Here is a 21,482-nt window from a genome sequence, read left to right as displayed (position 1 = left end):
TGGGTTTTAATCTTTCTCCAAAAAGGCAATCAATGTCTTGGCAGAACGTTCGCCTGCCTGGATGATAAATTCATCAAAGGTAATATTAGCATCGCCTTGAGCCGTGTCGCTCATGGCACGAATGACCAAGAAAGGCTTGCTCAGATTGACTGCTGCCTGGGCAATGGCGGCTCCTTCCATTTCAACAGCAAGGACCTCTGGAAAATGTCCTTTGATGGCCGCAATCTTATCAGCACCTGCAATAAAACTGTCTCCTGTTGCGATCAGACCCACATGGCTGTCGATTTCCTGCTCTGCCAAAACGGCTGTCACCTTCTCAAGCAAGGCCTGGTCAGCCGGGAAATACAGTTCCTGCCCTGACATTTGCCCATAGGCATAGCCGAAGGCTGTCAAATCCACGTCATGGTAGGCTAGCTTGTCAGCCACTACCACATCACCGATTGAAATGCCCTCTGCCACTGCACCAGCCGATCCTGTATTGACAATGGCATCAACCTCAAAGCGGTCCACCAAAATGGCCACCGACATGGCTGACATGACCTTACCGATGCCTGACTGGACCAAAACTACCTCATGCTGGCCAAGTTTGCCTTGATAATAGGTTCTGCCAAGCACTTCTGTCTCGACTGGCTCCTGCAAATAGTCCACCAAAACCTTGAGTTCCTGGGGCATGGCTGCGATAATTCCAAATTTCATAATCTCTCCTACCAAAAAATAACCGCTACGATAAACAGAAGAACAAGAATCACTACCCAAAACAAGATTGTATTGACCTTGCTGCGAAAGGCTTCGCGCTTATTGGTCTCAATCCGTCGACTTTTAACAACCGAGGGTTGGACAGGGATGCGGATGGTCTGCCCTTCTACATAGCCCTCGTATCCTTCCTCGTCCAGATAGTCCTGAAAATCATCTGGTTCCAAATAGACTTCCTTATCCGGATTGTAATGGCCAAACTGACTGGTATCTTCCAGTTTCTGACCCTTCTTAAATCGTTTTAGTATTTCATCTGTCAACAGGGGCTTGCCCATGTTTAGACCTACTTTCTCATTAGTTGTGCATATTGAATGGCCATGATGGTCTTGGCGTCGCAAATGTCACCACTTGCCACCAAGTCCAGAGCCTGATCCAAGGTCACTTCATAGTGCTCGATGACCTCGTCCTCGTCCATGGGACGGGGATTTTCTACCTTGACCAGATTTTCAGCCAGATAAAGATAGATGCGCTCGTTACAAAAACCAATAGCAGAATAGAAGTCTGCCAAGAGGGTCAGCTTGTCTGCCCGATAGCCGGTTTCCTCCTCCAATTCCCGCAGGGCTGCATCTTCTTGTGTAAATTCTTCACCCAGTTCCAGCTTGCCAGCGGGGATTTCATAAATAGCGCGTTCAATGGCCTTGCGATACTGCTTGACCAAGATAATCTTACCTTCCGTTGTCAGAGCTAGCACACAGACTGCTCCCTTGTGGAAAACCAGCTCACGCTTGCTGGTTCCGCCATTTGGCAGGGCAACATCATCGACAACGACGTCAAAAATTTTGCCCTTAAAAATCTCTGTCCGCACAATAGTTTTTTCTTCAAAGTTCATGAAAAACTCCTACTTTTGACTAGGGTGGAAAGGAAAACGTTTGGCAGAGCCTTCCTTATTTTCCTGGCGACCGCGACCGATTCCAATCGAATCCGTCGGAACATCTTTGGTAATGGTTGAACCTGCTGCTAGGAGAGCATTATCGCCAACAGTTACCGGTGCAATGATGGTTGAGTTTGAGCCGACAAATACACCATCACCAATCACTGTCTGGTACTTGTGTTGCCCGTCGTAATTGGCTGTAATCGTACCAGCACCGACGTTGACATCTTTTCCGATGGTTGCATTACCGAGATAAGTCAGATGACCAATCTTGGACTGTTCACCGATTGTCGTAGCTTTAACTTCAACAAAGTTGCCGACGTGGGCATCTTTACCAAGAATGGACTGAGGACGGATATGGGCGAATGGCCCCACTGTCACGCCTGTTTCAATGACAGATTCTTCAATATCGGAGTTTGTAATAACCACATCCGCTGCAATCTTGGAATCACGAACTCGGGTGCCGTTGGTCAAAACTGTCCGCTCACCGATGGTCGTTGCGCCCTTGAGGACAACATTGGCCTCGATGACTGCCTCCGTACCGATTTCTACGTCAATGTCAATGTAAATCGCATCTGGATTGATAAAGGTTACGCCGTTGATCATGTGTTTTTCATTGATCCGCTTGCGCATAACAGCTTCCGCCGTCGCAAGAGCAATACGGTCATTGACCCCCAAACTCTCATCAAAATCACGGAGGATATAGGCCCCGACCTTCTCACCAGCCTGACGGAAAATAGAAATAACATCGGTCAAATAGTATTCCCCTTGGGCATTGTCCGTGTTGATATCCTTGAGAGCCTCGAAGAGACGCTTGTTGTCAAAGAGATAGGTACCTGTATTGATTTCCTTGACCTGTTGTTCGAAATCGCTGGCATCCTTTTGCTCAACGATTTTCAGAACTTCGCCGTCAGCGTTACGGATAATGTGACCGTAGCCAAAAGGATTGTCCGCCTGAGCTGTCAAAATCGTCGCCACGTTCTTATGACTGATGTGGAAGCTAATCAGATTTTTCAAGCTCTCACCCGTAATCAAAGGTGTGTCACCTGCGATAACCAAAGTCTGGCCCTCAAGACCTGCTAGAGCTGGCTCCGCCATCATGACTGCATGGCCTGTTCCCAACTGCTCTGATTGCAGGGCAAACTCGGACTGACCTTCAAGGACCGCTTGGACCAATTCTGCCTTGTGACCCACAATCGTCACGGTCTTGGCAGGATTGACAGCATCCACAGCTCGCTTGACATGCTCCAACATGGTGATGCCTGCCACCTTATGTAGAACTTTTGGCAGGTCTGACTTCATGCGGGTTCCCTTGCCCGCCGCTAGGATAATTGCATAATTATTGCTCATGATTTACTCTCTTTTCATTGATACTGCTACCATTATAGCAAATTTTGATTGTTTTGGAAAATGGCAGAGCAAAAATCAAGTCTGCATTGGATAAAGAAAAAGAGGTCGAAACCTCTTTAGAATTTATGGAGCCATTTTCTATAGGCCAGTTCGGATAACAAAGTGGCACTAAAAACTGCTAGTAACATAGTGAACCAATTATCTGGTAAATCGAGCAGTCCGAAAAACACACCAAAGACGGACAAAAATATAACTATCATCATCAATAATCGCTTCATCTGGTCATCCTCCTGGCCGACAATTAAAACAAGTGGACACCTCGAAAAATATCTGTCCGTTCCTTATCTGTCAAGCTTTTTAGTTCTTCCCAGACAGGTTTTTCCTCGTCTGTGAAACGCAGTTCTGTTCCCGGTAGACTAGCATTGGAAACAGCTTGAACCAAGCCCTGCAAACTTATTCCCAGAGCCATCCCCTCGCCCTGCACTACTTCAGCCCGAGTTTGGTCAAGGGTTGCAGTCAGCTGTTTTGCCGTTTCAGCACCGATTGACTCTGCCTTACCAGCCAGTATGGGTTTCAACTGGTCCAACAAACCAAGCACTTTTTCTTTGTCCATAAAGACCTCCTTGTGAATCTTTTATTTATATTTATTATATCAAATCAACAAAAAAATACAAGGAAATACAGAACGTAGACAAACTAAACTCTGGATAAATAAACTGAGTAGCTCTGCTATGAAAAATAAAAATTAAGTTTATTTTGCGAGCGGAGTGAGCCCTAAGTCGGGACTTTCTGCTGTGATGAAAACGCTAGAAACGTTGTCGTTTCTAGCGTTCGGAGTCATTGAGACCTTAGGCTCAATGACTAGGTATGGAATTCCGAAGGTAGCTCAAACAGTCTGGGAGACTGTTTGAGGAGTAAACCCAGAAACTAGAAAGTTTACTACCGTCCGACATCACCTCAGGAAAGTCCGAAAAGAGACTTTGTCTACAAACTCGGAAATATTCTCTATTTTGGATAGACTAATTCAAATTCTTCGCAGACCACCAGCATATCTTCAGAGAAGGTCAGACCTCCCTCTTCCAGCCAAATGGTGAAGAGTTCCTCATGAACCTGACGCCAATAGGACAGACTACGATTACCCTCGCCTTCTTTAAAAGCATGTTCTTCCGTCACTTGCGAAAAAGGGGTAACATAAACCTTGGTCGTTTCGATAATGCAAACGGAATTACCTTGGCTATCAAGAATGATGTCGTAACCACCAATCTGTGGAATTTCTTCCCCTTCTAGTTCGTAAAGTGGGTAAGCAGAGCTGGTTGCCGTCTTGATTCCACGCGCCACTAGGTCAGCTAATTCATCTGGTACTGCACCAAAAGCCCAAGCCTCTGGCTCAGGGCCCGCCTGCGGATTGACGGTCAAATATTCTTGCCATAATTGTATTGGAATCATCATTCCTCCTTACTTTCTAGCCAACTAGCTCTGGTCAGACGGGTCACATGCTCCGTCCGAACCTCACCAATCAGCGAACACTCAACATTCTCCAGCTTGTGATGATAGGTAAAACCACACTTCTCCTGGGCACGCCTGGATTGCTCATTGCCCTCAAAATAGCCACACCAGACAGTTTCTAATTTTAGGGTTTCAAAGGCATGGCAGAGCAGTTTTCGGATTGCCTCTGGAACCAAACCTTGTCCCCAATAATCACGTCCTAGCCAGTAGCCCAGCTCCGCTTCCTTATCCGAAGTCGTCAATTTACTAGCACCGCCAATCATTAAGCTAATAGCACCGACAGGCTTTCCAGTAATCTTATCTACAAGAGCATAGGTTTCTGGTTGGGTAAAGACCGTCTCGATAACGTTTCGACTTTCTTCTAAGGATTGGTGGGCTGGCCACCCTGCACGCAGTCCGATTTCAGGATGCGAGGCCAGAGCAAAGAGGTTCTCCGCATCATCCACCGTCCAAGGACGGAGCAATAAACGTGGTGTTTCTATCATAAAATTCTCCTATTTCAAAACTCTAACTGTTGATAATCTGCCCTCTACGCAGCAACCAGTTCATCCCAAACAAATCTCTACCTTCTCAAGACTGAGTTCAACGGCCAAGCTGCTTGTTTCCAAATTACCCGGCAGGAGCAAAATCATCCCTGTCTGGGTCATCCTGCCAATGATATTCTGCCTGTCGGGCAATCTGCTCAGCCAGTTCCTGACCAAATTGGTCCCGCACAAAACCGAGCGCCATATCCATGCCCGCGGAGACACCTGAAGAAGTGTAATACTTCCCTTCACGAACCCAGCGTGCCTGTCTCTTCCAGTTGACCGCTGGACCTTGACTGGTCACCCAGCCAAAAGCAAGTTTATTGCTGGTCGCCTCCTTAGTATCAAGCAGACCCACTTTTGCTAAGAGGACGCTGCCAGTACAAACAGACAAAACACATGATGCCTGCTAAGCCAGTTGTCCTAACCTGGTCAAGAAGGCTTCATTTTCAACCAAGGTACGGGTTCCCCGACCACCCGGTAGGAGCAAAACGTCAATAGGACTAGTCAAATCAAGAGGCTGAGTCAACAATTCCACTTCCTGACGATGGCGGACTAGCCCACCAGCTAGAGACTGATAGGAAAAGTCAATAGCTGGAATACCAGCCAACAATTCCACCGGACCAAATAAATCCAAGGTTTCAAAATCTTCAAATACCAAGGCTACACATTTCATGACTGCCCCTCTTCCTTTTTCTTCCATAGGAACAGACAGATGACGCTGGCTACTGCCAAGCCGACGATTAGAAATTTGACAGGATGGGTCATTTGCTAAAAACTCTCACTGGTCTGACCATGTCGATTGGGCAGACCAATGGTGAGGAAGAAAGCCAAGAAAATCAACTGACACCAGAGCGCCGATCGGATAAATGCCAACCTTTTTTTCAAATGCTGCTTTGGCACTTCAAACAGATAAAATGACATCAGATAGGCATTCAAAATGAGCGAATAAACCAAGGCACCGGGCCAGCCCCACCAAAATTTTGTAATTAGCAACAAGACTATGGGAACAAGCATGGTCTTGACCAAGCCTAGTAAAACATTTTTCATCATTTCAAACTCCAACCACCGTCAATGGTGATAATCTGTCCCTGCATGGATGCTAGTTTGCCAGAAGCCAGCATAAATGTCAGCTCTGCGATTTCCTCAGGCTGGGTCCAGCGTCCAATCGGAGTCTGGTCTGCTACCCATTCCGCTAGTCCTCCCGGCTCAAAATCGGCAGCCGTCATACCTGTCTGAACCGCGCCCGGTGCAATGCCAAACACTTGGATATGGTCCTTGGCGTAATCCAAGGCTAATTGCTTGGTGAAGCCTGCTAGAGCGTGCTTGGAGGCTGTATAGGCAGAACCTCCGCCGCCAGCCAGACTAGAAGCAATGGAACACATGGTAATGATTGTCCCCGATTTTCTAGCCACCATTTGTTGCAGATAGGGACGAGTTAGTCTGGTCACCGAGAAAAAGTTGACGGCGAAGAGTTGCTCTAATGCTTCATCGGTGACTTGCAAGTGTGGCTTGTAATCGTCCAAAGCGCCAGCTGTGTGAAGGAGCAAGTCAACTTCCTGACACCAGTCAAATACAGGCGATAAATCGCCTGTCAGGTCTAACTGTAGAAAGTGGAAATCGCCTGCCAAATCAGGCTTGCTGGCCTGGTCAATCCCGAAGATACGCCAGCCATTTTCCAAAAAAATCTTTGCCTGTGCTAGACCAATGCCGCTGGAAACGCCGGTGATGAGGGCCGTCTTAGTCATGGACTTCCACCCAGTCGGTCGCCAGTACATCGCAAGGGGTCGGGCTCCACATGGAGTAGCCTTCGCCCTCGCCAGTCACGTTGATGAGGAAATAGGGCGTCGCTTCTAGCTTTTGGCCGTTGACCTCGATGGTGTCAAAGAGCTGGACGTAGTTCTCCGCCCCACCCCAACCTGTGCGGACGTACTTTTTCTTGGCCTTCAAGCCTGGTATAATTTCTTCAAATGTCATGGTTTTCTCCTTTGTTGTCTAAACGTTGATTTAATAAGGTTTCTAGCACCTTGTATTGAGTTAATTTTGTAATTTGTTCACCTTTATGTGAAGTTACAGTGATTTGTATCTATCCGACCGTTGAAAATACAATCTTGTTGGTTTATCAGGAAAATAGAATGTATCCAAAGACTTTTTGAGCCTTTGATAGGCTGGACAGATTTCTGGTATCTTTCCTTGCCCCTTTGGGATAGAGAGGGGGTGAAGTGGTCTAATGGACTTATTTATCATCGTGTTTGTTGCACCTTTGCTGGTATCTATCCTAACAGCATTGTTTGAGTATTGGCTCAACTCACGCAACAAATAACCCTAGGGCGCTAGCTAGAACTAGCTAAGAGCCAAAAGAAAACCCCTGACATTGTGGAATCTGTCAGGGGCTTTTTGTGTTCCAATGGAACTTACTTATCATTAGCTAAAGCATAGCATCCCCTCATTCAATTGTCAAATGTTTTTAACCAACATGTCGTTTGACTTCTAGTCTTTCTCCTCTGGAATATATCACCTCATCCTCCGAACATCTTAGTTAATTATTTCATAGTTCATCTCATTATACCAAAAAATTACTTGACCACTTTCGGTTTTCTCACCAGCAAGACCATAGAACCAATCCAGAAAACCACCGCTGGCAGAATAACCAAAACCAGATTGAGCCAAACTGGGACGGTCATGAACATATTCACCACACCGCCAACCATCATAAACAGATAACTAGGCAGAAAGACATGGCTGACCAGCTTTTCCTTACGGTAACATAGCAGAGCGAGACCGATGAGGATGACTGGAATCAGGCTTGTCCAACCAGTCAAAGAGATGTCTGTACCATCCGGCAATAGGATGAAACGACCGGCCAAAATTGCTACATAGACCAGTGGAAAACCAATATAGGTCGCCCAAATTTTCAGTTTAGAAGTTTGGTAAATCAAATTCCGTAACAAGAGCATGATGCCAGCCGGCAGTAGAAAGGCCAGCAAACTATCACACACCAGTGCTAACCAATTAAATTGGACTGTGCCTGATCCTGCAAATTCCATGAGAAATCGACTGCCGACATAGACCAGCCAGACAAGCCCTGCCAGGCGTCCAACTTCCTTGACTCCAATCGGAGGCAAATAGTTCAACAAATCATCAGCCATCTGCTTGCTGTCTTTGCCCAGAAAATCCTCCGCCGAAAGCCCGGCTTCTTGAGCTTCAAGGACATCTTGGTAAATAGATAAAAGCTGGGCAGTCACTGCTTCTTCCTGCCTGTGAAAAACAGATGCAATCATCATGTAGCCATTGATACGGCCCATGTATTCCTTGTTTTCCTTGGTCAGCTGGCTTTCAATCACTTCAATCTGCTTGCGGTATTCCATTTGTTTGCTCATCTTACTCTCCCTTCACTTTCTCCACTTTTTCGACGAGTTCTCCCCACTGGACCCAAAAATCGTTTAAGTAGCTCTGCCCTTGGTCCGTCAAATAAAAATACTTCCTGTCAGGTCCTTCTGGCGAGGGCTTGTTCTGACTAAAAATCAGACTATTTTTCTCTAACTTCTGAAGGAGGGGATAGACTGTTCCTCCGACCATGTTTTCAAAGCCCTGCTTTCTCAACTCCTGGACCAACTCATAACCATAAATCTCCTTCTGACTGATAATTTGTAAGACACAGCCATCCAGGACCCCCTTGAGCATCTGGGTTTCTTTCATAAGCCCACCTCTTCATCTGTAAAAAAACCAAACAGTAAGCCTGATACTAACAGGATGCCTAAGATCAAAATAGAATCCAAAGTCCAGCCAGGTATAATAGCCGTCACAAGCGTGATGCCTGCCACTTCCCAATCTTCTCGTCTCATCTTGTCTAATTTCATCTTTCATCTCCAATCTAGTTTGTAATACATACTAGTCTGATAAAAATAAAAGCGATTTTCTTTATCTTCTATCACTAGTTTGTTTTACCTATTAACTTTGTATCTATAGTCTAACACAAGGTAGCTAGTATGTAAAGCAAAATAGCGAAAACTATTCAAAAAATAAAAAACTTGGGTTGCCCCAAGTTTTAGGAAATAATCTGTTTATAAGATCGGGTTGTGATCGCATAAACCATCAAGTAAATTAAAAAATAACCGCCACAGATAGCCACTGTCACCTGCAACATCAGCTCTGCATTGACCACACCGATAGACAACAAGATAGACGAGAGCATCTTGTAGGCAAAGCTGAGGTGGACAATAGCCAGCAAGACTGGCAAGAAGAACACTGTCAGCAACTGCTTGCGAATGGACTGTCTGGTCTGGTCCTCATCCAAACCAACCTTGGTCATGATGACAAAGCGACTACGGTCTTCAAACCCTTCTGAAATCTGTTTGAAGTAAATTACCAGCACCACTGCCATCAAAAAGATGAGTGATAGCAAGAGGCCAATGAAGAAAAGTGAACCTGCAAAACTGAAGAATTTACGCATCGCATAGGCACGGTAGGAGAGACCAATCGTATTAGCCCCGTCTGGCAACATACTTGAACTCCATAGTTCGCTTTCAAAACTATTCGATAAGAATACCTCATAGCGATCAACCTGCTCTTCTTCCGACAGACTGCTTTCAAATCCCATATAATAGCGACTCCTAGTTTGCATTTCAAAAACAGTCAAGTCCTGCACCACAATGACCAAGTACTGACTTAGAAGGAAGGACCCATGGTCTGGTAGATGTCCTAAAGTCACATTCTTGGACAAGACTTGGGCAACTTCCATCTCCTTTTCATCAAAGGTGAGGGTTTGACCAGTTTTATACTGGACTCCCTTACTATAAATGGCCACTTGGTCAGATGCCAACTGAAGTTTTTCTCCAGTCATCTTTTCATAGCTGCCTTGATCAATGATAAAACCGATACCGATGCGGTCAGAGAAAGGGATGCTAGAAGTTTCTTCATCCGTCATAAAACTTACTTGCTGGTTTGTCACCTCAGAAAAATAGGCTTGCTGATAGGGATAGACTACCTTACTTTCAACAGGAATTTTTGCCTTTTCCAAGATAGCATCCGCCCACTCCTCCGTTTGATATTTTGAAGTGTTTGGCTGCATACCAACATCAATAGAATAATCATTTGGATTTTGATTGGCGATATAATCTTTGCCACCGATGTAAATATTAAGCCCTCCAACCATAGTCACCAAGAACATACTTGAGAGGATGGTAATGGTCGCAAGCCCTAGAGCATTTTTCCGCATACGGAAAATCAAGTTGGATACAGAAATGAAATTATCTGGCATATAATAATAGGTCTGACGCTGTTTTAGCCAGTTTAACAGACTGATAACACCTGCTTGGAAAAGCAAATAAGTCCCAAAGATAACTAGTAAGGTTGCACCAAAGAAACTCGGAATCGCCTGATAGGGATCGGTCACTAGCTGGGCAATGGCGTAGCCTGCCCCCAATAGGATAAGGGCTAAGAGGGATTGTAGCCAGAGGAAGCCCGATTTCTTATCCCCACGCTTCTTGCCCTGAACTAGTTTGAGTGAGTCGGTCAAGCCCAATTTTCCAATATTAAAGAGGCTGACCAAGGCAAAAATCCCAAAGAGAAAAATGACTACAGTGACCAGACTTGTCAACTGGAAGGTTGAAGCTAGGACCACAGGCATCTGCATAGCCTTCAGCAAGAGGGCATAGAAGAGTTTATCCAGAGCGAAGCCCAAGAGTAAGCCTAAAAGAATAGTGCTAGCTGAAAAGACCAGATTTTCCAGAAACGTCATCAAGAGGAGGTGTTTTTTCTCCAAGCCTAGGATACTAAAGACACCAAACTCTTTTGACCGTTGCTTCATGACAAAATTATTGGCATAGAAGACCATGATGGCAACCGCCAACATGACCACAATCATACCAAAGCCCAATACCATGGTTACCCCATCGGCTCCCTTGACCTGACCTAAATCAGGATGAAAGGCAAGCGAGGTAAAAATATAGGCAATGGCTGTGGACAAGATGGTCATCAAGGCATAGGGAAAATAGATCCTGCGGTTCTTTTTGAGATTGGTTAATCCCAATCGAAAGGTTAGTCCAAACATACTACTCACCTCGATTCGCCATAACAGTCAATGTATCTGAAATCAGTTGGTACATCTCCTGATTGTTTCTTTCACCTCGGTAGATTTGATTGTAGAGGATACCATCCTTGATGAAGAGCACCCGTTTGGCGCGACTGGCTGCCGCAGTCGAGTGGGTCACCATCAAGATGGTTTGCCCCTCTTGGTTGATTTTTTCAAAAATATCGAGTAGGGTTGCCGTTGATTTGGAGTCGAGGGCTCCAGTCGGTTCATCCGCTAAGAGGATCTCTGGCTGGCTGATGATGGCACGCGCCACCGCAACCCGTTGCTGCTGACCACCCGAAATCTCGTAGGGCATCTTGTCTTGCAAGGTCGCAATTCCTAGGCTATTAAGCGTATGAATGAGTCGCTTGTTCATCTCATCAATTGGATAGCGGGATAGAACTAGAGGCAAGAGCACATTGTCCTTGACAGAGAGAGTGTCCAAGAGATTGAAATCTTGGAAGACAAAGCCCAATTTCTCCCGACGAAAGGCTGCTGCTTCCCTGCTCTTAATCGTTTCTGTATTGACACCATTGAGCAAGACCTGACCCTGCGTTGGCTTATCAAGGGTTGCCAATATATTGAGCAAGGTGGATTTTCCAGAACCTGACTCACCCATGATGGCCAGGTATTCGCCCTCCTCCACCGTAAAATGGATATCCTTGAGAGCCTCGACCTGCCCCGCCTTAAACCGAGAACTATAAATCTTTTGTACGTGTTGCACGTCTAGTAGAACCATGATACTTCTCCTTTGGAAACTGTATCCACAAGTGCGGTCACTGAGATAAGAGATAGTTTTTGCTAATCAAGGGCTATGAGGGGTAGCAAACTAGCCTTAAATCAGTTACCGAACTGTGAATACAAGTTCTTATTTTTATAATCCCATTTTACAGTTTCAACCCAAGGCCTGCCATAGCCCAAACTTTCATTTACCTTACAAAATTGTCACTTAATCCAAGGCCAGTTCTGTCTCTTTTATCCCAATCCGGACTTCAGTGCCTTGGCCTAGCTTGGATTTGAGGGTGAGGGAATAACCCAGCTCCGCAGCGATTTTCTTGGAGAGATAAAGCCCAAGGCCCGAAGACTGTTGGGTTCTACGACCGTTGAAACCTGAAAAACCACGCTCAAATATCCGCTGCAGGTCACTCTCCGCAATCCCCAGACCCGTGTCTCGAATGACCAGGTCATGACCGTCTAGGAAAATGGAAATGGTCCCATTCTCACAATATTTGAGGGCATTGGAGAGGACTTGTTCAATCAAGAGACCCAGCCAGCGTTTGTCTGTTTTTAGGACTCGCGATAGGTCTCCCAAATCCAGCTTGGTTCTGGCCTGGATAAAAAAGAGGGAATATTTTTTGACCAGGTTCTTGACCAGTTCTTCCAGGTCCACCCGCTCAATAACCAGGTCGTCATGAAAGGATTGCAGGCGGAGATAATTGAGGACCAGACCTGTGTATTGCTCGATTTTGAAAAGTTGATTTTCCAGCTGGTAACGGATGTCTGGCTGGTCGATTTCCTTGGCCAGGAGCTGACTGGCAGCGATCGGGATCTTCATCTGGTGGGCCCAGAGGGTATAGTAGTCGTCCAATTCGGTCTTGGCTTGAAGTTGCTGCTCCTGCAAGAGCTTGTTTTGGGCTTCTAGCTGCTGGACCTTTTCCTGCAAATACCGCTCTGCTGGGCTGCCTGATGCCGCCTGCTGGCCACGCCAGTATTTACCAAAGCGAGAAACATCCGCCAACAAGTCCCAGCCTAATGCCAAGAGCCAGACCAGGCTCAGGAGCAAGAGACCATAGGAGATGAGGGGGCGGTCCACCTCAAAGAGGTAACTGAGACCGTAGATGAAGAGGGCCAGGGCCGGGTAGGCCAGGAGATAGGGCAGGCGGTGGCGGATCCAGCTGGTCAGAAAGAGCCGATAATCTTCTCTAGTCATGAGCTTTCACCAGGCCGTAGCCGACCCCTTTCTTGGTAGCAATCAAGCCCGGTAGCCCCAGTTCATCCAACTTCTTCCGAAGGCGGGCCATGTTGACAGACAGGGTATTGTCATCTACGAAAATATCGCTATTCCAGAGCTGGCGCATGAGTTCCTCCCGGCTGACCACTTCCTGGCCATGCTCGAAAAGAACCCGCAAAATCTGAAATTCGTTCTTGGTCAACTCCTCCACCTTCTGGTCGTACTGAACCTGCATGGTCTTGAGGTCAAGGGAAATCTCTCCAAACCAGAGCAGGCTCTGTTCACCAACAAAATCATAGGTCCGACGGAGCAGGCCTTGTATCTTGGCCAAGAGGACCGTCATCTCAAAGGGCTTGGTCACATAATCATCAGCCCCCATGTTAATGGCCATGACAATGTCCATGGGCTGGTCATGAGAGGACAAAAACATAATCGGAATGCGGGAGGTCTTGCGAATTTCCTGGCACCAATAGTAACCGTTGAAAAAGGGCAAACCGATATCCAGGAGAATCAAGTGTGGCTGAAAGCGGTCAATCTGGCTGAGAATATCCTGAAAGTCAGCCACTTCCTCCACCTCATAGCTCCAATTTCGTAAATTCTTGGCCACCAGCTGGCTGATGACCTTATCGTCTTCTATCAATAGAATCTTTTGCATAGGGACCTCCTTGGCTATACTATTATTATATCGTAAAATCGCTCCAGAAACCTTTCAAATTTGTCATTTTCCACAATATCCGCTATACTAAGACTACTATGGCAAACCTACTTGATTACCTAAAAGAAAGTCAATTCGATAGTTTTTATGATCGGCCGCTCAACAAGCTAGATATTTTGGCCCTGACCGAGCTAGCCTATCTGCCCTTCGATAGTCTAGTCCCAGCTGACTTTACTGAAAAAGGCGTCCGAATCGACCAATTAGCAGAAGATTTCGCAGCTAAATACCAGGATGAGTTCCCACCTTTTTCTATGGTGACAAAGAGCCGACTAGCCATGTTTCAGTTGCTAGCCCAGGCCAAGCGCTTCAAGCATCTACGGGCCTTTGCCTATGTCGACCAATATGAACTGGACCTGCAGAAACAGTTTGCGGTCATCAGCTACCGCCTAGACCGGCAGACCATTGTCACCTGCTTCCGGGGGACAGATGATACCATTATCGGCTGGAAGGAAGATTTCCACATGACCTACATGGAGGAGATTCCTGCCCAAAAGTCCGCCAAGGAATACTTGGAAGGGCTGATAGGGAGCCAGCCAGGACTGTTTTATATCTCTGGTCACTCCAAGGGGGGCAACCTGGCACTCTATGCCAGCAGCAAGCTTGCGGCTGACTTGCAGGAACGGATTTTGCAGGTCTATCCCTACGATGCTCCTGGACTCCATAAGAAACACCTGGAAAGTCCGAGCTACCTGATGCTTGCTGATAGGGTCCACCCCATTATCCCGCAAAATTCTGTGGTCGGTATGATGCTGGAAACTCCTGACCATGTTCAAATCGTCCAGAGCAATACCATTGGACTCCTCCAGCATATTAGCTTTTCCTGGGAAATTAACGGCAACGACTTCAAGCCTGCTCCAGCCCTAACAGAGGATAGCTTGCAGGTAGACCAAACCCTCAAAACCTGGACAGCCAGCCTGACAGAGGAGGAATTACAGGAATTTTTCGACCTCTTCTTCGGGCTCATCATGGAGGCTGGTATTGAAAAACTAGCGGACTTGACCGTCAACCCCCTCCAAAAATTGCAGGAAATCGACCGACTGCGCAAGGAATTGCCAGATGAAAAGGCCCAGATGTTGGACAAATTGAGCCGCTTACTAATTGACACCCGCTATAAAATCTGGCTGGAAGGCATCTACCAAAACCTGCCTCATACCCATTTCAAATTGCCTCAGTTCTCCCTCCATTTTCCCAGTCCTGAATTGAAGGTTCCTGGTTTTAAACAAAACACAGAAAACTATGTAAATTATAGAAGGAAGGTCCAGCCGGACGATTTTCTCAGAGTACCTAACTTCAAATTCCCGGATTGGAACGACTGGTTGAGAGGACCAAGCGATAAGAAAGACAAAGAAAACTAGCCTGGAAAAGCTAGTTTTTTCTATTATATTTGATGTTCTAGTCGAGCATTTTATTTTTCAAGATGAGCAACTACTTCTTCAAACATAAGCTTGGTTGACTCAAGACCACCACCTGACAGGTACCAGAGGTCTGGTGTCAGCGTGATGATTTTCTTGTTCTTACCAGCATTGGTTTCCTGGATGAGGGCGTTGTTGAGAATGTCCGAATTTTGCGTATCGTCGCCACCGATGGCCAGGGTGCGGTCAACAACAAAGATGATGTCTGGGTTGATCTGGCTGACACTCTCTAAGCTCAGGCTGGAACCGTGACTTCTGCCTTGATTTCCTTGGGTGTTTTCTTTCAGCTTGAGGTCAGTTGGTTGAAAGCCCAATGTCTTATAAATAAAGGAATAACGGCCGTCTGGAGCAATGCCTGCCATACTGCCTTCATTGAGCAGGACAGTTAGAGTGGTCAATTGGGTGTCTTTGTTTTTGTCTTGAGCCGTTTGAACAAGTGTGTCGATATCAGCCAGCTTGCTTTCAGCTTCTTTGACTGCCTCGTCTCCGAAGAGTTTTGCCAATTCAGTAGCATTGGTCTTGACAGAGTTCAAATAATCAGAAGTAGAGTTCTCAAAGTATATAGCTGGCGCAATTTTCTCAAACTCTGCCTGCTGGTCCTGCGTACGACTGGACAGGATAATCAAATCCGGTTCCAACTCCGCAACCGTTTCAAGGTTGACTTCGCGCAGATTACCAACGTTTGTAATCTCTTTTTTATCCTTCAAGTCCTTCAAATAGGTTGGCAGGCTGTCTTTTGGCATCCCGACGATAGTGTCTTCCTTGCCAAGGGCACGCAGGCTGTCAGCCACACCGTAGTCCAAAACCACAATCTTTTGGGGATTACTTGGAACGGTTGTCTCACCCGTCGAGGTTTGAATAGTAATGTCCTGAGAGGTGCTGACCTGCTCCGCTGACGAACAAGCAGCTAGGGCAATGATGCTAAAGAGTGCTAAAAATGCGAGTGTGATGCGTTTCATAATTTTTTCCTTTCTATTTATAGAGACAAATTTTCTTGCCGTCAATATCGGCGATGGTCAGCTCCATATCATAAAGGGAGCTGAGGATAGGCTCCGTCATGACCTCATGGGGTTGCCCCTGGGCATAGACCTTGCCGTCTTTAAAAGCGACCATCTGGTCGACAAATTGGCTAGCTACATTGATGTCGTGAATGACAACCACCACCGTCTTGTGCAGGTCATCCACCAGACGACGGAGGGTTTTCATCATCAAAATCCCTTGCTTGATGTCCAGATTATTGAGCGGCTCGTCCAAGAGGATAATCTCCGTATCCTGAGCCAAAATCATGGCAATGTTGACCCGCTGCAACTGCCCCCCCGATAACTGGTCAATAGGACGATCGCGGAAATTATCCAATTCCATATAGGAAATAGCCTGATTGATATGCTCATAGTCGACAGCTGTCAAGCGTCCCTTGCTGTAGGGATAGCGACCGAAGGAAATTAGCTCCTCGACCGTTAATTTGACTTGATAATCTACCTTTTGCTTGAGCATGGATAATTCCTTGGCTAATTCAACCGAGTCCCAACTTTCGATTTCCTGCCCCTTGATATAGAGCAGCCCCTGCTCCTTGGGCAAAAGTCGGCTAATCAGCGATAAAAGCGTTGATTTGCCTGCGCCATTTGGTCCGATAAAGGCGGTAAACTTAGCTTTTTCGATGTTAAGACCAATTTCGTCTAAGATTGGATTGGTCCCATATTTCTTGGAAATATTTTCCATTTTAATCATAGCTTATTACGCTCCTTGTACAAGAGATAAAAGAAGAAAATGCCACCGATCAATTCAATGACCGTCCGAATGCTGATATTGAAGTTAAAGACTCTTTCGACCAAGGTTTGAGCCAGTAAAAGGCTAACAAAGCCGAGCAGAGAGCCAACTAAAAAGAGAGTTCGATGACGAAAATCATTGACCAGCTGATAGGTGAGATTGGCCAGAATGAAGCCCAAGAAAGACAAGGGACCGACCAAGGCTGTGGAGGCTGAAACTAACAGAGCAACTAACCAGAGAAGCTGTTGCTGCTCCTTTTCCACGTCCACGCCCAAGAGCCGAGCATTGTCTTTTCCCAGATAAAAGGTATCCAGTACCTTGCCCTTGCGGTAGAGCAAACCACAAATCAGAATGGCCAATCCCACCACCACAAGTAGGACGCCCTCATTGACATTCTGCAAGGAGGCAAAGAGTTTGGACTGCAGTTTGTCATATTCATTGGGCTCCATCAAGACTTGTAGAAAGGTGGATGTACTACGGAAAAAGGTTCCCAAGGTCATGCAAATGAGAAGAATAAGACCAATTCCCTTATTCAAAAGTGCCTTGATAGCTGGTTGCAAGAGCAAGAAAAATCCAGCCTGCAAGCCCAGCACCATGAAAAATTCGGTCAGGGAATTGGGTGCCAATCCCTGCGACCATTTCCAAAAGAAAAATAGGAAAAGAGACTGCATAAGGACGTAGAAACTTTCCAGTCCCAGCACAGACGGGGTCAGGAATCGATTGCCCGTCACCGCCTGAAAGCTGAAGGTGGAAAAACTAGCAATGACAGCCACCACCAGATAGACCAGCAATTTTTTCAAGCGTAGGTTCAGGATGTAAGAATTGGGCAGGCTACCATCTGGCAGGAGATAAAATAGCGTCCCCAAAACAGCGATGGCCGACAAAATGCCAATCAGAAGCAAGGTTGAGCGTTTGATACGGTTCATGCACGCGCTCCTTGCCAGATAATGAGGAGAAAGGCTAGGGTGCCGACCACTCCCAAAATCAAAGAAACTGAGACCTCGTAAGGCCAGATGACCAAACGTGCCAAGATGTCACAGACCAAGACCAAGAGGATGCCCCAGATGACCACCAAGCCTTTGACTTTCTTGAAATAATCGCCTGCGTACTGCCGAACCAGATTGGGAATGATAACCCCCAGAAATGGCAGAGCGCCGACCGTAATCATGGTCACAGCCGAGGTCAGAGACACCAAAGCTAGATCCAAGGTCTCATAGGCTTGGTAAGGCAAACCCAAATTCCGACTGGCATCCTCACCCAGAGCCATGACCGAAAAGGCATCCGAATAGTACCAAATGGCAATCAAGACGAAAACCAACAAGAAGAGCCATTCGTACTGATTGCGCTGAATCATGGAAAAAGAACCCTGACTCCATGCGGTCATGGACTGAATGAGGTTAAACCGAAAGGCAATCATCTGGGCAAAAGAACCGATAATACCACTGTAAATCAGCCCTACCAGGGGCAGAACCCACTTTTCCTTGAACTGCAAGCGCCGGATAACTTGGATGAAAACCGTTGTAAAGAGCAGGGCAGTAAGAAAGGCAAAACTCATTTTTTGAAAGAGAGTGGCCTTGGGAAAGGCAAATAAAGACAAGAGAATGCCCAGCTGGGCTGCCTCTGTCGTCCCTGTTGTCGAGGGGGCTGCGTAGGGATTTTGTGACACGGTTTGCATGAGCAAGCCCGACAAGGAAATGGCCCCACTGGCTAAGATAATGGCAAGAGTTCTGGGAAGTCGCGATTCCCAAAAGAGGATCCTAGACGTATTCTGTCCCTGAAAAAGCCCAAGCCAGGAAAAGCCGGCATGACTGCCAATGGATAAAGAAAGAATGATTAAACTAGCCGTCAGACCAGCTAGGAGAATTTTATTTTTCATGATACCTCATTTTTCAATAGTACAAGCTTAACAGAAAAGCAGGTAAATGTCAATCTTTGATTATAATTGTCAGATAATTCTAATTTAAAACAGAATCAGTCTCAACAGCATAAAAAAATCCCAAGCAAAATCAACTGCTTGAGATTCTAACTTATAAATATTCACCCTTAACATTAAAATAAGTCCCACGGATTTCCCCAGCTAGTTTGGAGCGTTGGCGGGCAAACTTGAATTTGCCTTCAAATTCTTTGGGAATGTCAATCCCGTCTGACAATTTGAATCCGACAGCTCGTTTGCCTCCTTCTTCTAGCGTATAGAGGACATTGACAGCCAGGCCATTGTCATAAAAGACAAATGACCAGAGAATGCCGTCCACCTCAAATTGGGTGACGTTGAGGACCTTGTAGGGGAAGACCATGTCCCGCTCTGCCAGCACTTTCTCGATGAAGGGCAGGATTTCAAGCTTCTCCTCTGGGCTATAGACCACGAACTCCTGCTTGTATTTGTTCCAGAAATAGCGGGCTTCGTTGGCACGCAGACCGGCCAAGACTTCTGCGACTGGACTAGTTTCCAAGCCTGTCGTTTCGACTTCTTTAAAATTTACTGTGTAAGCCATGATTTTCCTTTCAATAAAGAAAGCACCCGAAGGTGCTAGGTATTTATGCGTTAAACGCTTCTGTCAATTGTGGCACCACTTGTTTCTTACGGGAAACGGCACCAGCAAGGAAGGCATGGTTGTTTTCCAACTTGAAGTTGAAGGCTGCTTCCACCTTGTCCATGTTGCTACCGAGGGCAAGGATTTCGGAGTTTGAGTTCACAATGTCTGTAATCATCAAAACAAAGTCAGAGTAGCCATTTGCTGCTGCTGCTGCTGTCATAGCTGCTTCAATTTCTGCTTGACGTTCCAAGACTTCCGCAATGTCCACTGTGTTGACTTGGGCTACACGCACGTCATTGCCATTCAAGCCAAATGTTTTTGCATCGATGTCAATCAATTCTTCTGCTGACTTGCTAGCAAGATTGGTACCTGCTTTCAAGAGTGCCAAGCCGTATTCTTCCAAGTTTACACCAGCAATTTCCGCCAATTCAGCTGCTACTTGTGGATCTGTTGCGTGAGTAGTTGGAGATTTGAGCAAGAGGGTATCTGAAATCAAACCTGATAGAAGAAGTCCAGCTACTTCTTTTGGAGGCGTCACACCATTTTCTTTGAAGGCACGGTAAACGATTGAAGATGCTGAACCAACCGGCTCCAAACGCATGTACAATGGATTTGCCGTTTCAAAGTTGGCAACACGGTGATGGTCAATAACAGCTGCAACTTCCACATCCTTGATGTCTGCGATTGATTGTTGGAATTCATTATGATCAGTCAAGATAACTTGACTAACAGCTTCTGCTTTTGCAGACTCAACCACGCGAGGTGCTGTTACACCAAAATAATCAAGCGCAAAGGCTGTTTCTTCATTTGGCGTTCCAAGTGCAACTGCTTCCGCATCACGACCAAACACTTCACGCTCCAAGTGAGCCCAGCCGTATGATGATGCAATGGCATCTGTGTCAGGATTTTGGTGACCAAAAACTAAAAATTTTGACATGTCTTAAACCTCATTTATCTTAAAATCTCCTCTATTTTACCATAAAAGCTGACGCTTGAAAACAAAAGAAACCAGGCTTTTCACGACCTAGTTTCTGCATTCATTGTATCGAAAAATTAATCACCTAAAAATCGTGTCCCTACCAAGTAATCAAAGGCATAGTCATTAACCTTGACGTTGAGGGCATCGTGCCCATAGTCTGGAAGGATTTTCATTTCTTTTTCAACTTCCAAGCGGTTATAGGCCGCAAACTGGGTCGAAGGTGGACAAACTCCGTCCTCTAGACCAGTCACCATGGCCACAGGGCATTTTACCAAATGAGCCAAGTTTTTAATGTCAATGTAGGACAGGGTCTGCAATACCTGCTCCTCCGTCTCATGGAAGGGATCCGAGTATTTGAAATAACGGAAGAGCTCATCATAGGCCTCGCTGTTATTGCCCAATTCCAAGACTCGCTTGAAGTCCGATAGGAAAGGATAAATAGACAGGCATTTTGATAGGTCTGAATAGAGGCTGGCCGCTACCAGAGCCAAGGCACCACCTTGGGAGGCCCCATAACTCATCAGCTGGTGCTTATCCACAAAGTCAAAGCCAGCCACTAGCTTAATCAGCTGGTAGACATCCAGGTAAACATCCTTGTAGAAAAGATGGTCTGGTCCCTGCAACATGCCACGAATGACCTGCCCCTTGACTGTCAGGCCCTTAAATTGGCCTAAATCCTGGGAACAACCGGCCTGACCACGCACGTCCATGGCCACAACACCGTAGCCGGCTGTCGAAAACTTGAGCAATTCAGCCCAGTCAGGTGATTGGCCTTGGTAACCGTGGAAATAGAAGAGAACAGGCACAGGCTGTTCAGCTTTCGGAAAAATAGTTTTGGCAAAGACCCGTGAGCCGTTGGTACCTGTAAAATAGAGTTCATAGCAAATCACACCAGGCAAACCAGCTGGCTTTTCAAGCAAATCATAATCTGGCAGTTCTGGCAATGCAGCTAGTTGCTGCTGCCAAAAACTATCAAAATCTTCTGGAAGCTCATGACGACCACGATAGGTACGCATAGCCTCCAGGGACATGGTATCAATCATAGAC

28 protein-coding genes are annotated in these 21,482 nt (G+C 46.3%); 2 read left to right on the top strand and 26 right to left on the bottom strand.

The features are described 5' to 3' along the window. Window positions 1-6: 6 nt before the first annotated feature. The 12 genes from ACHBIE_RS01160 to ACHBIE_RS01105 all read right to left on the bottom strand — a co-directional run bounded on the left by ACHBIE_RS01160 (window position 7) and on the right by ACHBIE_RS01105 (window position 6,981). Window positions 7-696 (bottom strand): 5'-methylthioadenosine/adenosylhomocysteine nucleosidase, encoded by a 690-nt coding sequence (locus ACHBIE_RS01160; protein ID WP_105123221.1) that lies wholly within the window; start codon window positions 694-696, stop codon window positions 7-9. Window positions 697-704: 8 nt separating this feature from the next. Beyond that, on the bottom strand, window positions 705-1,028 hold the full coding sequence (gene macP / locus ACHBIE_RS01155) for a cell wall synthase accessory phosphoprotein MacP (RefSeq protein ID WP_105123220.1): 324 nt from the start codon (window positions 1,026-1,028) through the stop codon (window positions 705-707). A gap of 8 nt (window positions 1,029-1,036) precedes the next feature. After that, on the bottom strand, window positions 1,037-1,582 hold the full coding sequence (locus ACHBIE_RS01150; RefSeq protein WP_105123219.1) for an NUDIX hydrolase: 546 nt from the start codon (window positions 1,580-1,582) through the stop codon (window positions 1,037-1,039). Window positions 1,583-1,591: 9 nt separating this feature from the next. After that, a complete protein-coding gene (glmU, locus tag ACHBIE_RS01145) occupies window positions 1,592-2,974 on the bottom strand; it encodes a bifunctional UDP-N-acetylglucosamine diphosphorylase/glucosamine-1-phosphate N-acetyltransferase GlmU (RefSeq protein ID WP_394732497.1) in 1,383 nt (460 codons plus the stop codon). Window positions 2,975-3,275: 301 nt separating this feature from the next. After that, complete coding sequence (locus tag ACHBIE_RS01140; protein WP_125265667.1) at window positions 3,276-3,587, bottom strand: hypothetical protein; 312 nt, start codon at window positions 3,585-3,587, stop codon at window positions 3,276-3,278. Between the two features lie 392 nt (window positions 3,588-3,979). After that, window positions 3,980-4,420, bottom strand: coding sequence for an ASCH domain-containing protein (locus tag ACHBIE_RS01135; RefSeq protein WP_105123216.1), 441 nt, complete (start codon window positions 4,418-4,420; stop codon window positions 3,980-3,982). Continuing rightward, window positions 4,420-4,965, bottom strand: a complete 546-nt coding sequence (locus ACHBIE_RS01130; RefSeq protein ID WP_105123215.1) for a GNAT family N-acetyltransferase — start codon at window positions 4,963-4,965, stop codon at window positions 4,420-4,422. The genes ACHBIE_RS01135 and ACHBIE_RS01130 overlap by 1 nt, the downstream gene beginning before the upstream one ends. A 124-nt stretch (window positions 4,966-5,089) precedes the next feature. Next, window positions 5,090-5,398: a DJ-1/PfpI family protein gene (locus ACHBIE_RS01125; protein WP_330836918.1), complete on the bottom strand. Its 309-nt coding sequence runs from the start codon at window positions 5,396-5,398 to the stop codon at window positions 5,090-5,092. 15 nt (window positions 5,399-5,413) lie between these two features. Beyond that, window positions 5,414-5,680 carry a hypothetical protein gene (locus ACHBIE_RS01120; RefSeq protein WP_330836917.1) on the bottom strand — a complete coding sequence of 89 codons (267 nt, stop codon included), beginning with the start codon at window positions 5,678-5,680 and terminating at the stop codon, window positions 5,414-5,416. Window positions 5,681-5,775: 95 nt separating this feature from the next. Further along, a complete protein-coding gene (locus ACHBIE_RS01115; protein WP_105123214.1) occupies window positions 5,776-6,057 on the bottom strand; it encodes a hypothetical protein in 282 nt (93 codons plus the stop codon). Next, on the bottom strand, window positions 6,054-6,752 hold the full coding sequence (locus tag ACHBIE_RS01110; protein ID WP_105123213.1) for a 3-oxoacyl-ACP reductase: 699 nt from the start codon (window positions 6,750-6,752) through the stop codon (window positions 6,054-6,056). The genes ACHBIE_RS01115 and ACHBIE_RS01110 overlap by 4 nt, the downstream gene beginning before the upstream one ends. Further along, window positions 6,745-6,981 (bottom strand): DUF2829 domain-containing protein, encoded by a 237-nt coding sequence (locus ACHBIE_RS01105; protein WP_105123212.1) that lies wholly within the window; start codon window positions 6,979-6,981, stop codon window positions 6,745-6,747. The genes ACHBIE_RS01110 and ACHBIE_RS01105 overlap by 8 nt, the downstream gene beginning before the upstream one ends. 253 nt (window positions 6,982-7,234) lie before the next feature. Between ACHBIE_RS01105 and ACHBIE_RS01100 the strand changes: the two genes are divergently transcribed. Beyond that, a complete protein-coding gene (locus ACHBIE_RS01100; RefSeq protein WP_153047860.1) occupies window positions 7,235-7,327 on the top strand; it encodes a type I toxin-antitoxin system Fst family toxin in 93 nt (30 codons plus the stop codon). A gap of 253 nt (window positions 7,328-7,580) precedes the next feature. Here the strand turns inward: ACHBIE_RS01100 and ACHBIE_RS01095 are convergent, their stop codons facing one another. The 7 genes from ACHBIE_RS01095 to ACHBIE_RS01065 form a co-directional block, all read right to left on the bottom strand. Further along, window positions 7,581-8,384, bottom strand: a complete 804-nt coding sequence (locus ACHBIE_RS01095; RefSeq protein WP_105123211.1) for a hypothetical protein — start codon at window positions 8,382-8,384, stop codon at window positions 7,581-7,583. Between the two features lies 1 nt (window position 8,385). After that, on the bottom strand, window positions 8,386-8,703 hold the full coding sequence (locus ACHBIE_RS01090; RefSeq protein WP_105123210.1) for a PadR family transcriptional regulator: 318 nt from the start codon (window positions 8,701-8,703) through the stop codon (window positions 8,386-8,388). Continuing rightward, the gene (locus ACHBIE_RS01085; RefSeq protein WP_105123209.1) at window positions 8,700-8,864 is read right to left on the bottom strand and encodes a hypothetical protein; all 165 of its coding nucleotides are present in this window, start codon (window positions 8,862-8,864) and stop codon (window positions 8,700-8,702) included. The genes ACHBIE_RS01090 and ACHBIE_RS01085 overlap by 4 nt, the downstream gene beginning before the upstream one ends. 188 nt (window positions 8,865-9,052) lie before the next feature. Continuing rightward, window positions 9,053-11,056, bottom strand: coding sequence for an ABC transporter permease (locus tag ACHBIE_RS01080; RefSeq protein WP_394732496.1), 2,004 nt, complete (start codon window positions 11,054-11,056; stop codon window positions 9,053-9,055). A 1-nt stretch (window position 11,057) separates the two neighbouring features. Beyond that, window positions 11,058-11,816 carry an ABC transporter ATP-binding protein gene (locus ACHBIE_RS01075; protein WP_394732495.1) on the bottom strand — a complete coding sequence of 253 codons (759 nt, stop codon included), beginning with the start codon at window positions 11,814-11,816 and terminating at the stop codon, window positions 11,058-11,060. A 210-nt stretch (window positions 11,817-12,026) separates the two neighbouring features. Continuing rightward, window positions 12,027-13,007, bottom strand: coding sequence for a sensor histidine kinase (locus ACHBIE_RS01070; RefSeq protein ID WP_394732494.1), 981 nt, complete (start codon window positions 13,005-13,007; stop codon window positions 12,027-12,029). After that, the gene (locus ACHBIE_RS01065) at window positions 13,000-13,683 is read right to left on the bottom strand and encodes a response regulator transcription factor (protein ID WP_105123205.1); all 684 of its coding nucleotides are present in this window, start codon (window positions 13,681-13,683) and stop codon (window positions 13,000-13,002) included. The genes ACHBIE_RS01070 and ACHBIE_RS01065 overlap by 8 nt, the downstream gene beginning before the upstream one ends. A gap of 98 nt (window positions 13,684-13,781) precedes the next feature. Here ACHBIE_RS01065 and ACHBIE_RS01060 point away from each other — a divergent pair, with 98 nt between their 5' ends. Beyond that, a complete protein-coding gene (locus ACHBIE_RS01060; RefSeq protein WP_394732493.1) occupies window positions 13,782-15,098 on the top strand; it encodes a DUF2974 domain-containing protein in 1,317 nt (438 codons plus the stop codon). A gap of 50 nt (window positions 15,099-15,148) precedes the next feature. Here ACHBIE_RS01060 and ACHBIE_RS01055 read toward each other — a convergent pair whose 3' ends face one another. From ACHBIE_RS01055 to ACHBIE_RS01025, 7 genes are all read right to left on the bottom strand, one after another. Then, on the bottom strand, window positions 15,149-16,114 hold the full coding sequence (locus ACHBIE_RS01055) for a siderophore ABC transporter substrate-binding protein (protein ID WP_394732492.1): 966 nt from the start codon (window positions 16,112-16,114) through the stop codon (window positions 15,149-15,151). A 13-nt stretch (window positions 16,115-16,127) separates the two neighbouring features. Beyond that, window positions 16,128-16,880 (bottom strand): ABC transporter ATP-binding protein, encoded by a 753-nt coding sequence (locus ACHBIE_RS01050; RefSeq protein ID WP_394732542.1) that lies wholly within the window; start codon window positions 16,878-16,880, stop codon window positions 16,128-16,130. After that, the gene (locus ACHBIE_RS01045; RefSeq protein WP_105160637.1) at window positions 16,880-17,848 is read right to left on the bottom strand and encodes an iron chelate uptake ABC transporter family permease subunit; all 969 of its coding nucleotides are present in this window, start codon (window positions 17,846-17,848) and stop codon (window positions 16,880-16,882) included. The genes ACHBIE_RS01050 and ACHBIE_RS01045 overlap by 1 nt, the downstream gene beginning before the upstream one ends. Beyond that, window positions 17,845-18,798 (bottom strand): ABC transporter permease, encoded by a 954-nt coding sequence (locus tag ACHBIE_RS01040; RefSeq protein WP_394732491.1) that lies wholly within the window; start codon window positions 18,796-18,798, stop codon window positions 17,845-17,847. The genes ACHBIE_RS01045 and ACHBIE_RS01040 overlap by 4 nt, the downstream gene beginning before the upstream one ends. A 151-nt stretch (window positions 18,799-18,949) precedes the next feature. Next, window positions 18,950-19,414 (bottom strand): phage tail protein, encoded by a 465-nt coding sequence (locus ACHBIE_RS01035; protein ID WP_105123199.1) that lies wholly within the window; start codon window positions 19,412-19,414, stop codon window positions 18,950-18,952. A 43-nt stretch (window positions 19,415-19,457) separates the two neighbouring features. Next, window positions 19,458-20,393: a manganese-dependent inorganic pyrophosphatase gene (locus ACHBIE_RS01030; protein ID WP_394732490.1), complete on the bottom strand. Its 936-nt coding sequence runs from the start codon at window positions 20,391-20,393 to the stop codon at window positions 19,458-19,460. Between the two features lie 116 nt (window positions 20,394-20,509). Continuing rightward, window positions 20,510-21,478: an acetylxylan esterase gene (locus tag ACHBIE_RS01025; protein ID WP_105123197.1), complete on the bottom strand. Its 969-nt coding sequence runs from the start codon at window positions 21,476-21,478 to the stop codon at window positions 20,510-20,512. Window positions 21,479-21,482: the final 4 nt, after the last annotated feature.

Source organism: Streptococcus sp. A23, assembly GCF_043674155.1.
Taxonomy (GTDB): domain Bacteria; phylum Bacillota; class Bacilli; order Lactobacillales; family Streptococcaceae; genus Streptococcus; species Streptococcus suis_V.
The sequence above is the reverse complement of the archived record's forward strand: the minus strand, read 5'-3'. Positions and strand labels throughout refer to the sequence as shown.

Bases quoted from the DNA above. Each gene is read 5' to 3' on its own strand.
- ACHBIE_RS01095 (WP_105123211.1), bottom strand. From the start codon at position 8,384: ATGAGCAAACAAATGGAATACCGCAAGCAGATTGAAGTGATTGAAAGC.
- ACHBIE_RS01025 (WP_105123197.1), bottom strand. From the start codon at position 21,478: ATGATTGATACCATGTCCCTGGAGGCTATGCGTACCTATCGTGGTCGT.
- ACHBIE_RS01105 (WP_105123212.1), bottom strand. From the start codon at position 6,981: ATGACATTTGAAGAAATTATACCAGGCTTGAAGGCCAAGAAAAAGTAC.
- ACHBIE_RS01080 (WP_394732496.1), bottom strand. From the start codon at position 11,056: ATGTTTGGACTAACCTTTCGATTGGGATTAACCAATCTCAAAAAGAAC.
- ACHBIE_RS01070 (WP_394732494.1), bottom strand. From the start codon at position 13,007: ATGACTAGAGAAGATTATCGGCTCTTTCTGACCAGCTGGATCCGCCAC.
- ACHBIE_RS01045 (WP_105160637.1), bottom strand. From the start codon at position 17,848: ATGAACCGTATCAAACGCTCAACCTTGCTTCTGATTGGCATTTTGTCG.
- ACHBIE_RS01060 (WP_394732493.1), top strand. From the start codon at position 13,782: ATGGCAAACCTACTTGATTACCTAAAAGAAAGTCAATTCGATAGTTTT.
- ACHBIE_RS01130 (WP_105123215.1), bottom strand. From the start codon at position 4,965: ATGATAGAAACACCACGTTTATTGCTCCGTCCTTGGACGGTGGATGAT.
- ACHBIE_RS01065 (WP_105123205.1), bottom strand. From the start codon at position 13,683: ATGCAAAAGATTCTATTGATAGAAGACGATAAGGTCATCAGCCAGCTG.
- ACHBIE_RS01110 (WP_105123213.1), bottom strand. From the start codon at position 6,752: ATGACTAAGACGGCCCTCATCACCGGCGTTTCCAGCGGCATTGGTCTA.
- ACHBIE_RS01100 (WP_153047860.1), top strand. From the start codon at position 7,235: ATGGACTTATTTATCATCGTGTTTGTTGCACCTTTGCTGGTATCTATC.
- ACHBIE_RS01140 (WP_125265667.1), bottom strand. From the start codon at position 3,587: ATGGACAAAGAAAAAGTGCTTGGTTTGTTGGACCAGTTGAAACCCATA.
- ACHBIE_RS01150 (WP_105123219.1), bottom strand. From the start codon at position 1,582: ATGAACTTTGAAGAAAAAACTATTGTGCGGACAGAGATTTTTAAGGGC.
- ACHBIE_RS01090 (WP_105123210.1), bottom strand. From the start codon at position 8,703: ATGAAAGAAACCCAGATGCTCAAGGGGGTCCTGGATGGCTGTGTCTTA.
- ACHBIE_RS01075 (WP_394732495.1), bottom strand. From the start codon at position 11,816: ATGGTTCTACTAGACGTGCAACACGTACAAAAGATTTATAGTTCTCGG.
- ACHBIE_RS01115 (WP_105123214.1), bottom strand. From the start codon at position 6,057: ATGATGAAAAATGTTTTACTAGGCTTGGTCAAGACCATGCTTGTTCCC.
- ACHBIE_RS01055 (WP_394732492.1), bottom strand. From the start codon at position 16,114: ATGAAACGCATCACACTCGCATTTTTAGCACTCTTTAGCATCATTGCC.
- glmU (WP_394732497.1), bottom strand. From the start codon at position 2,974: ATGAGCAATAATTATGCAATTATCCTAGCGGCGGGCAAGGGAACCCGC.
- ACHBIE_RS01085 (WP_105123209.1), bottom strand. From the start codon at position 8,864: ATGAAATTAGACAAGATGAGACGAGAAGATTGGGAAGTGGCAGGCATC.
- ACHBIE_RS01160 (WP_105123221.1), bottom strand. From the start codon at position 696: ATGAAATTTGGAATTATCGCAGCCATGCCCCAGGAACTCAAGGTTTTG.
- ACHBIE_RS01030 (WP_394732490.1), bottom strand. From the start codon at position 20,393: ATGTCAAAATTTTTAGTTTTTGGTCACCAAAATCCTGACACAGATGCC.
- ACHBIE_RS01040 (WP_394732491.1), bottom strand. From the start codon at position 18,798: ATGAAAAATAAAATTCTCCTAGCTGGTCTGACGGCTAGTTTAATCATT.
- ACHBIE_RS01135 (WP_105123216.1), bottom strand. From the start codon at position 4,420: ATGATTCCAATACAATTATGGCAAGAATATTTGACCGTCAATCCGCAG.
- ACHBIE_RS01120 (WP_330836917.1), bottom strand. From the start codon at position 5,680: ATGAAATGTGTAGCCTTGGTATTTGAAGATTTTGAAACCTTGGATTTA.
- ACHBIE_RS01035 (WP_105123199.1), bottom strand. From the start codon at position 19,414: ATGGCTTACACAGTAAATTTTAAAGAAGTCGAAACGACAGGCTTGGAA.
- macP (WP_105123220.1), bottom strand. From the start codon at position 1,028: ATGGGCAAGCCCCTGTTGACAGATGAAATACTAAAACGATTTAAGAAG.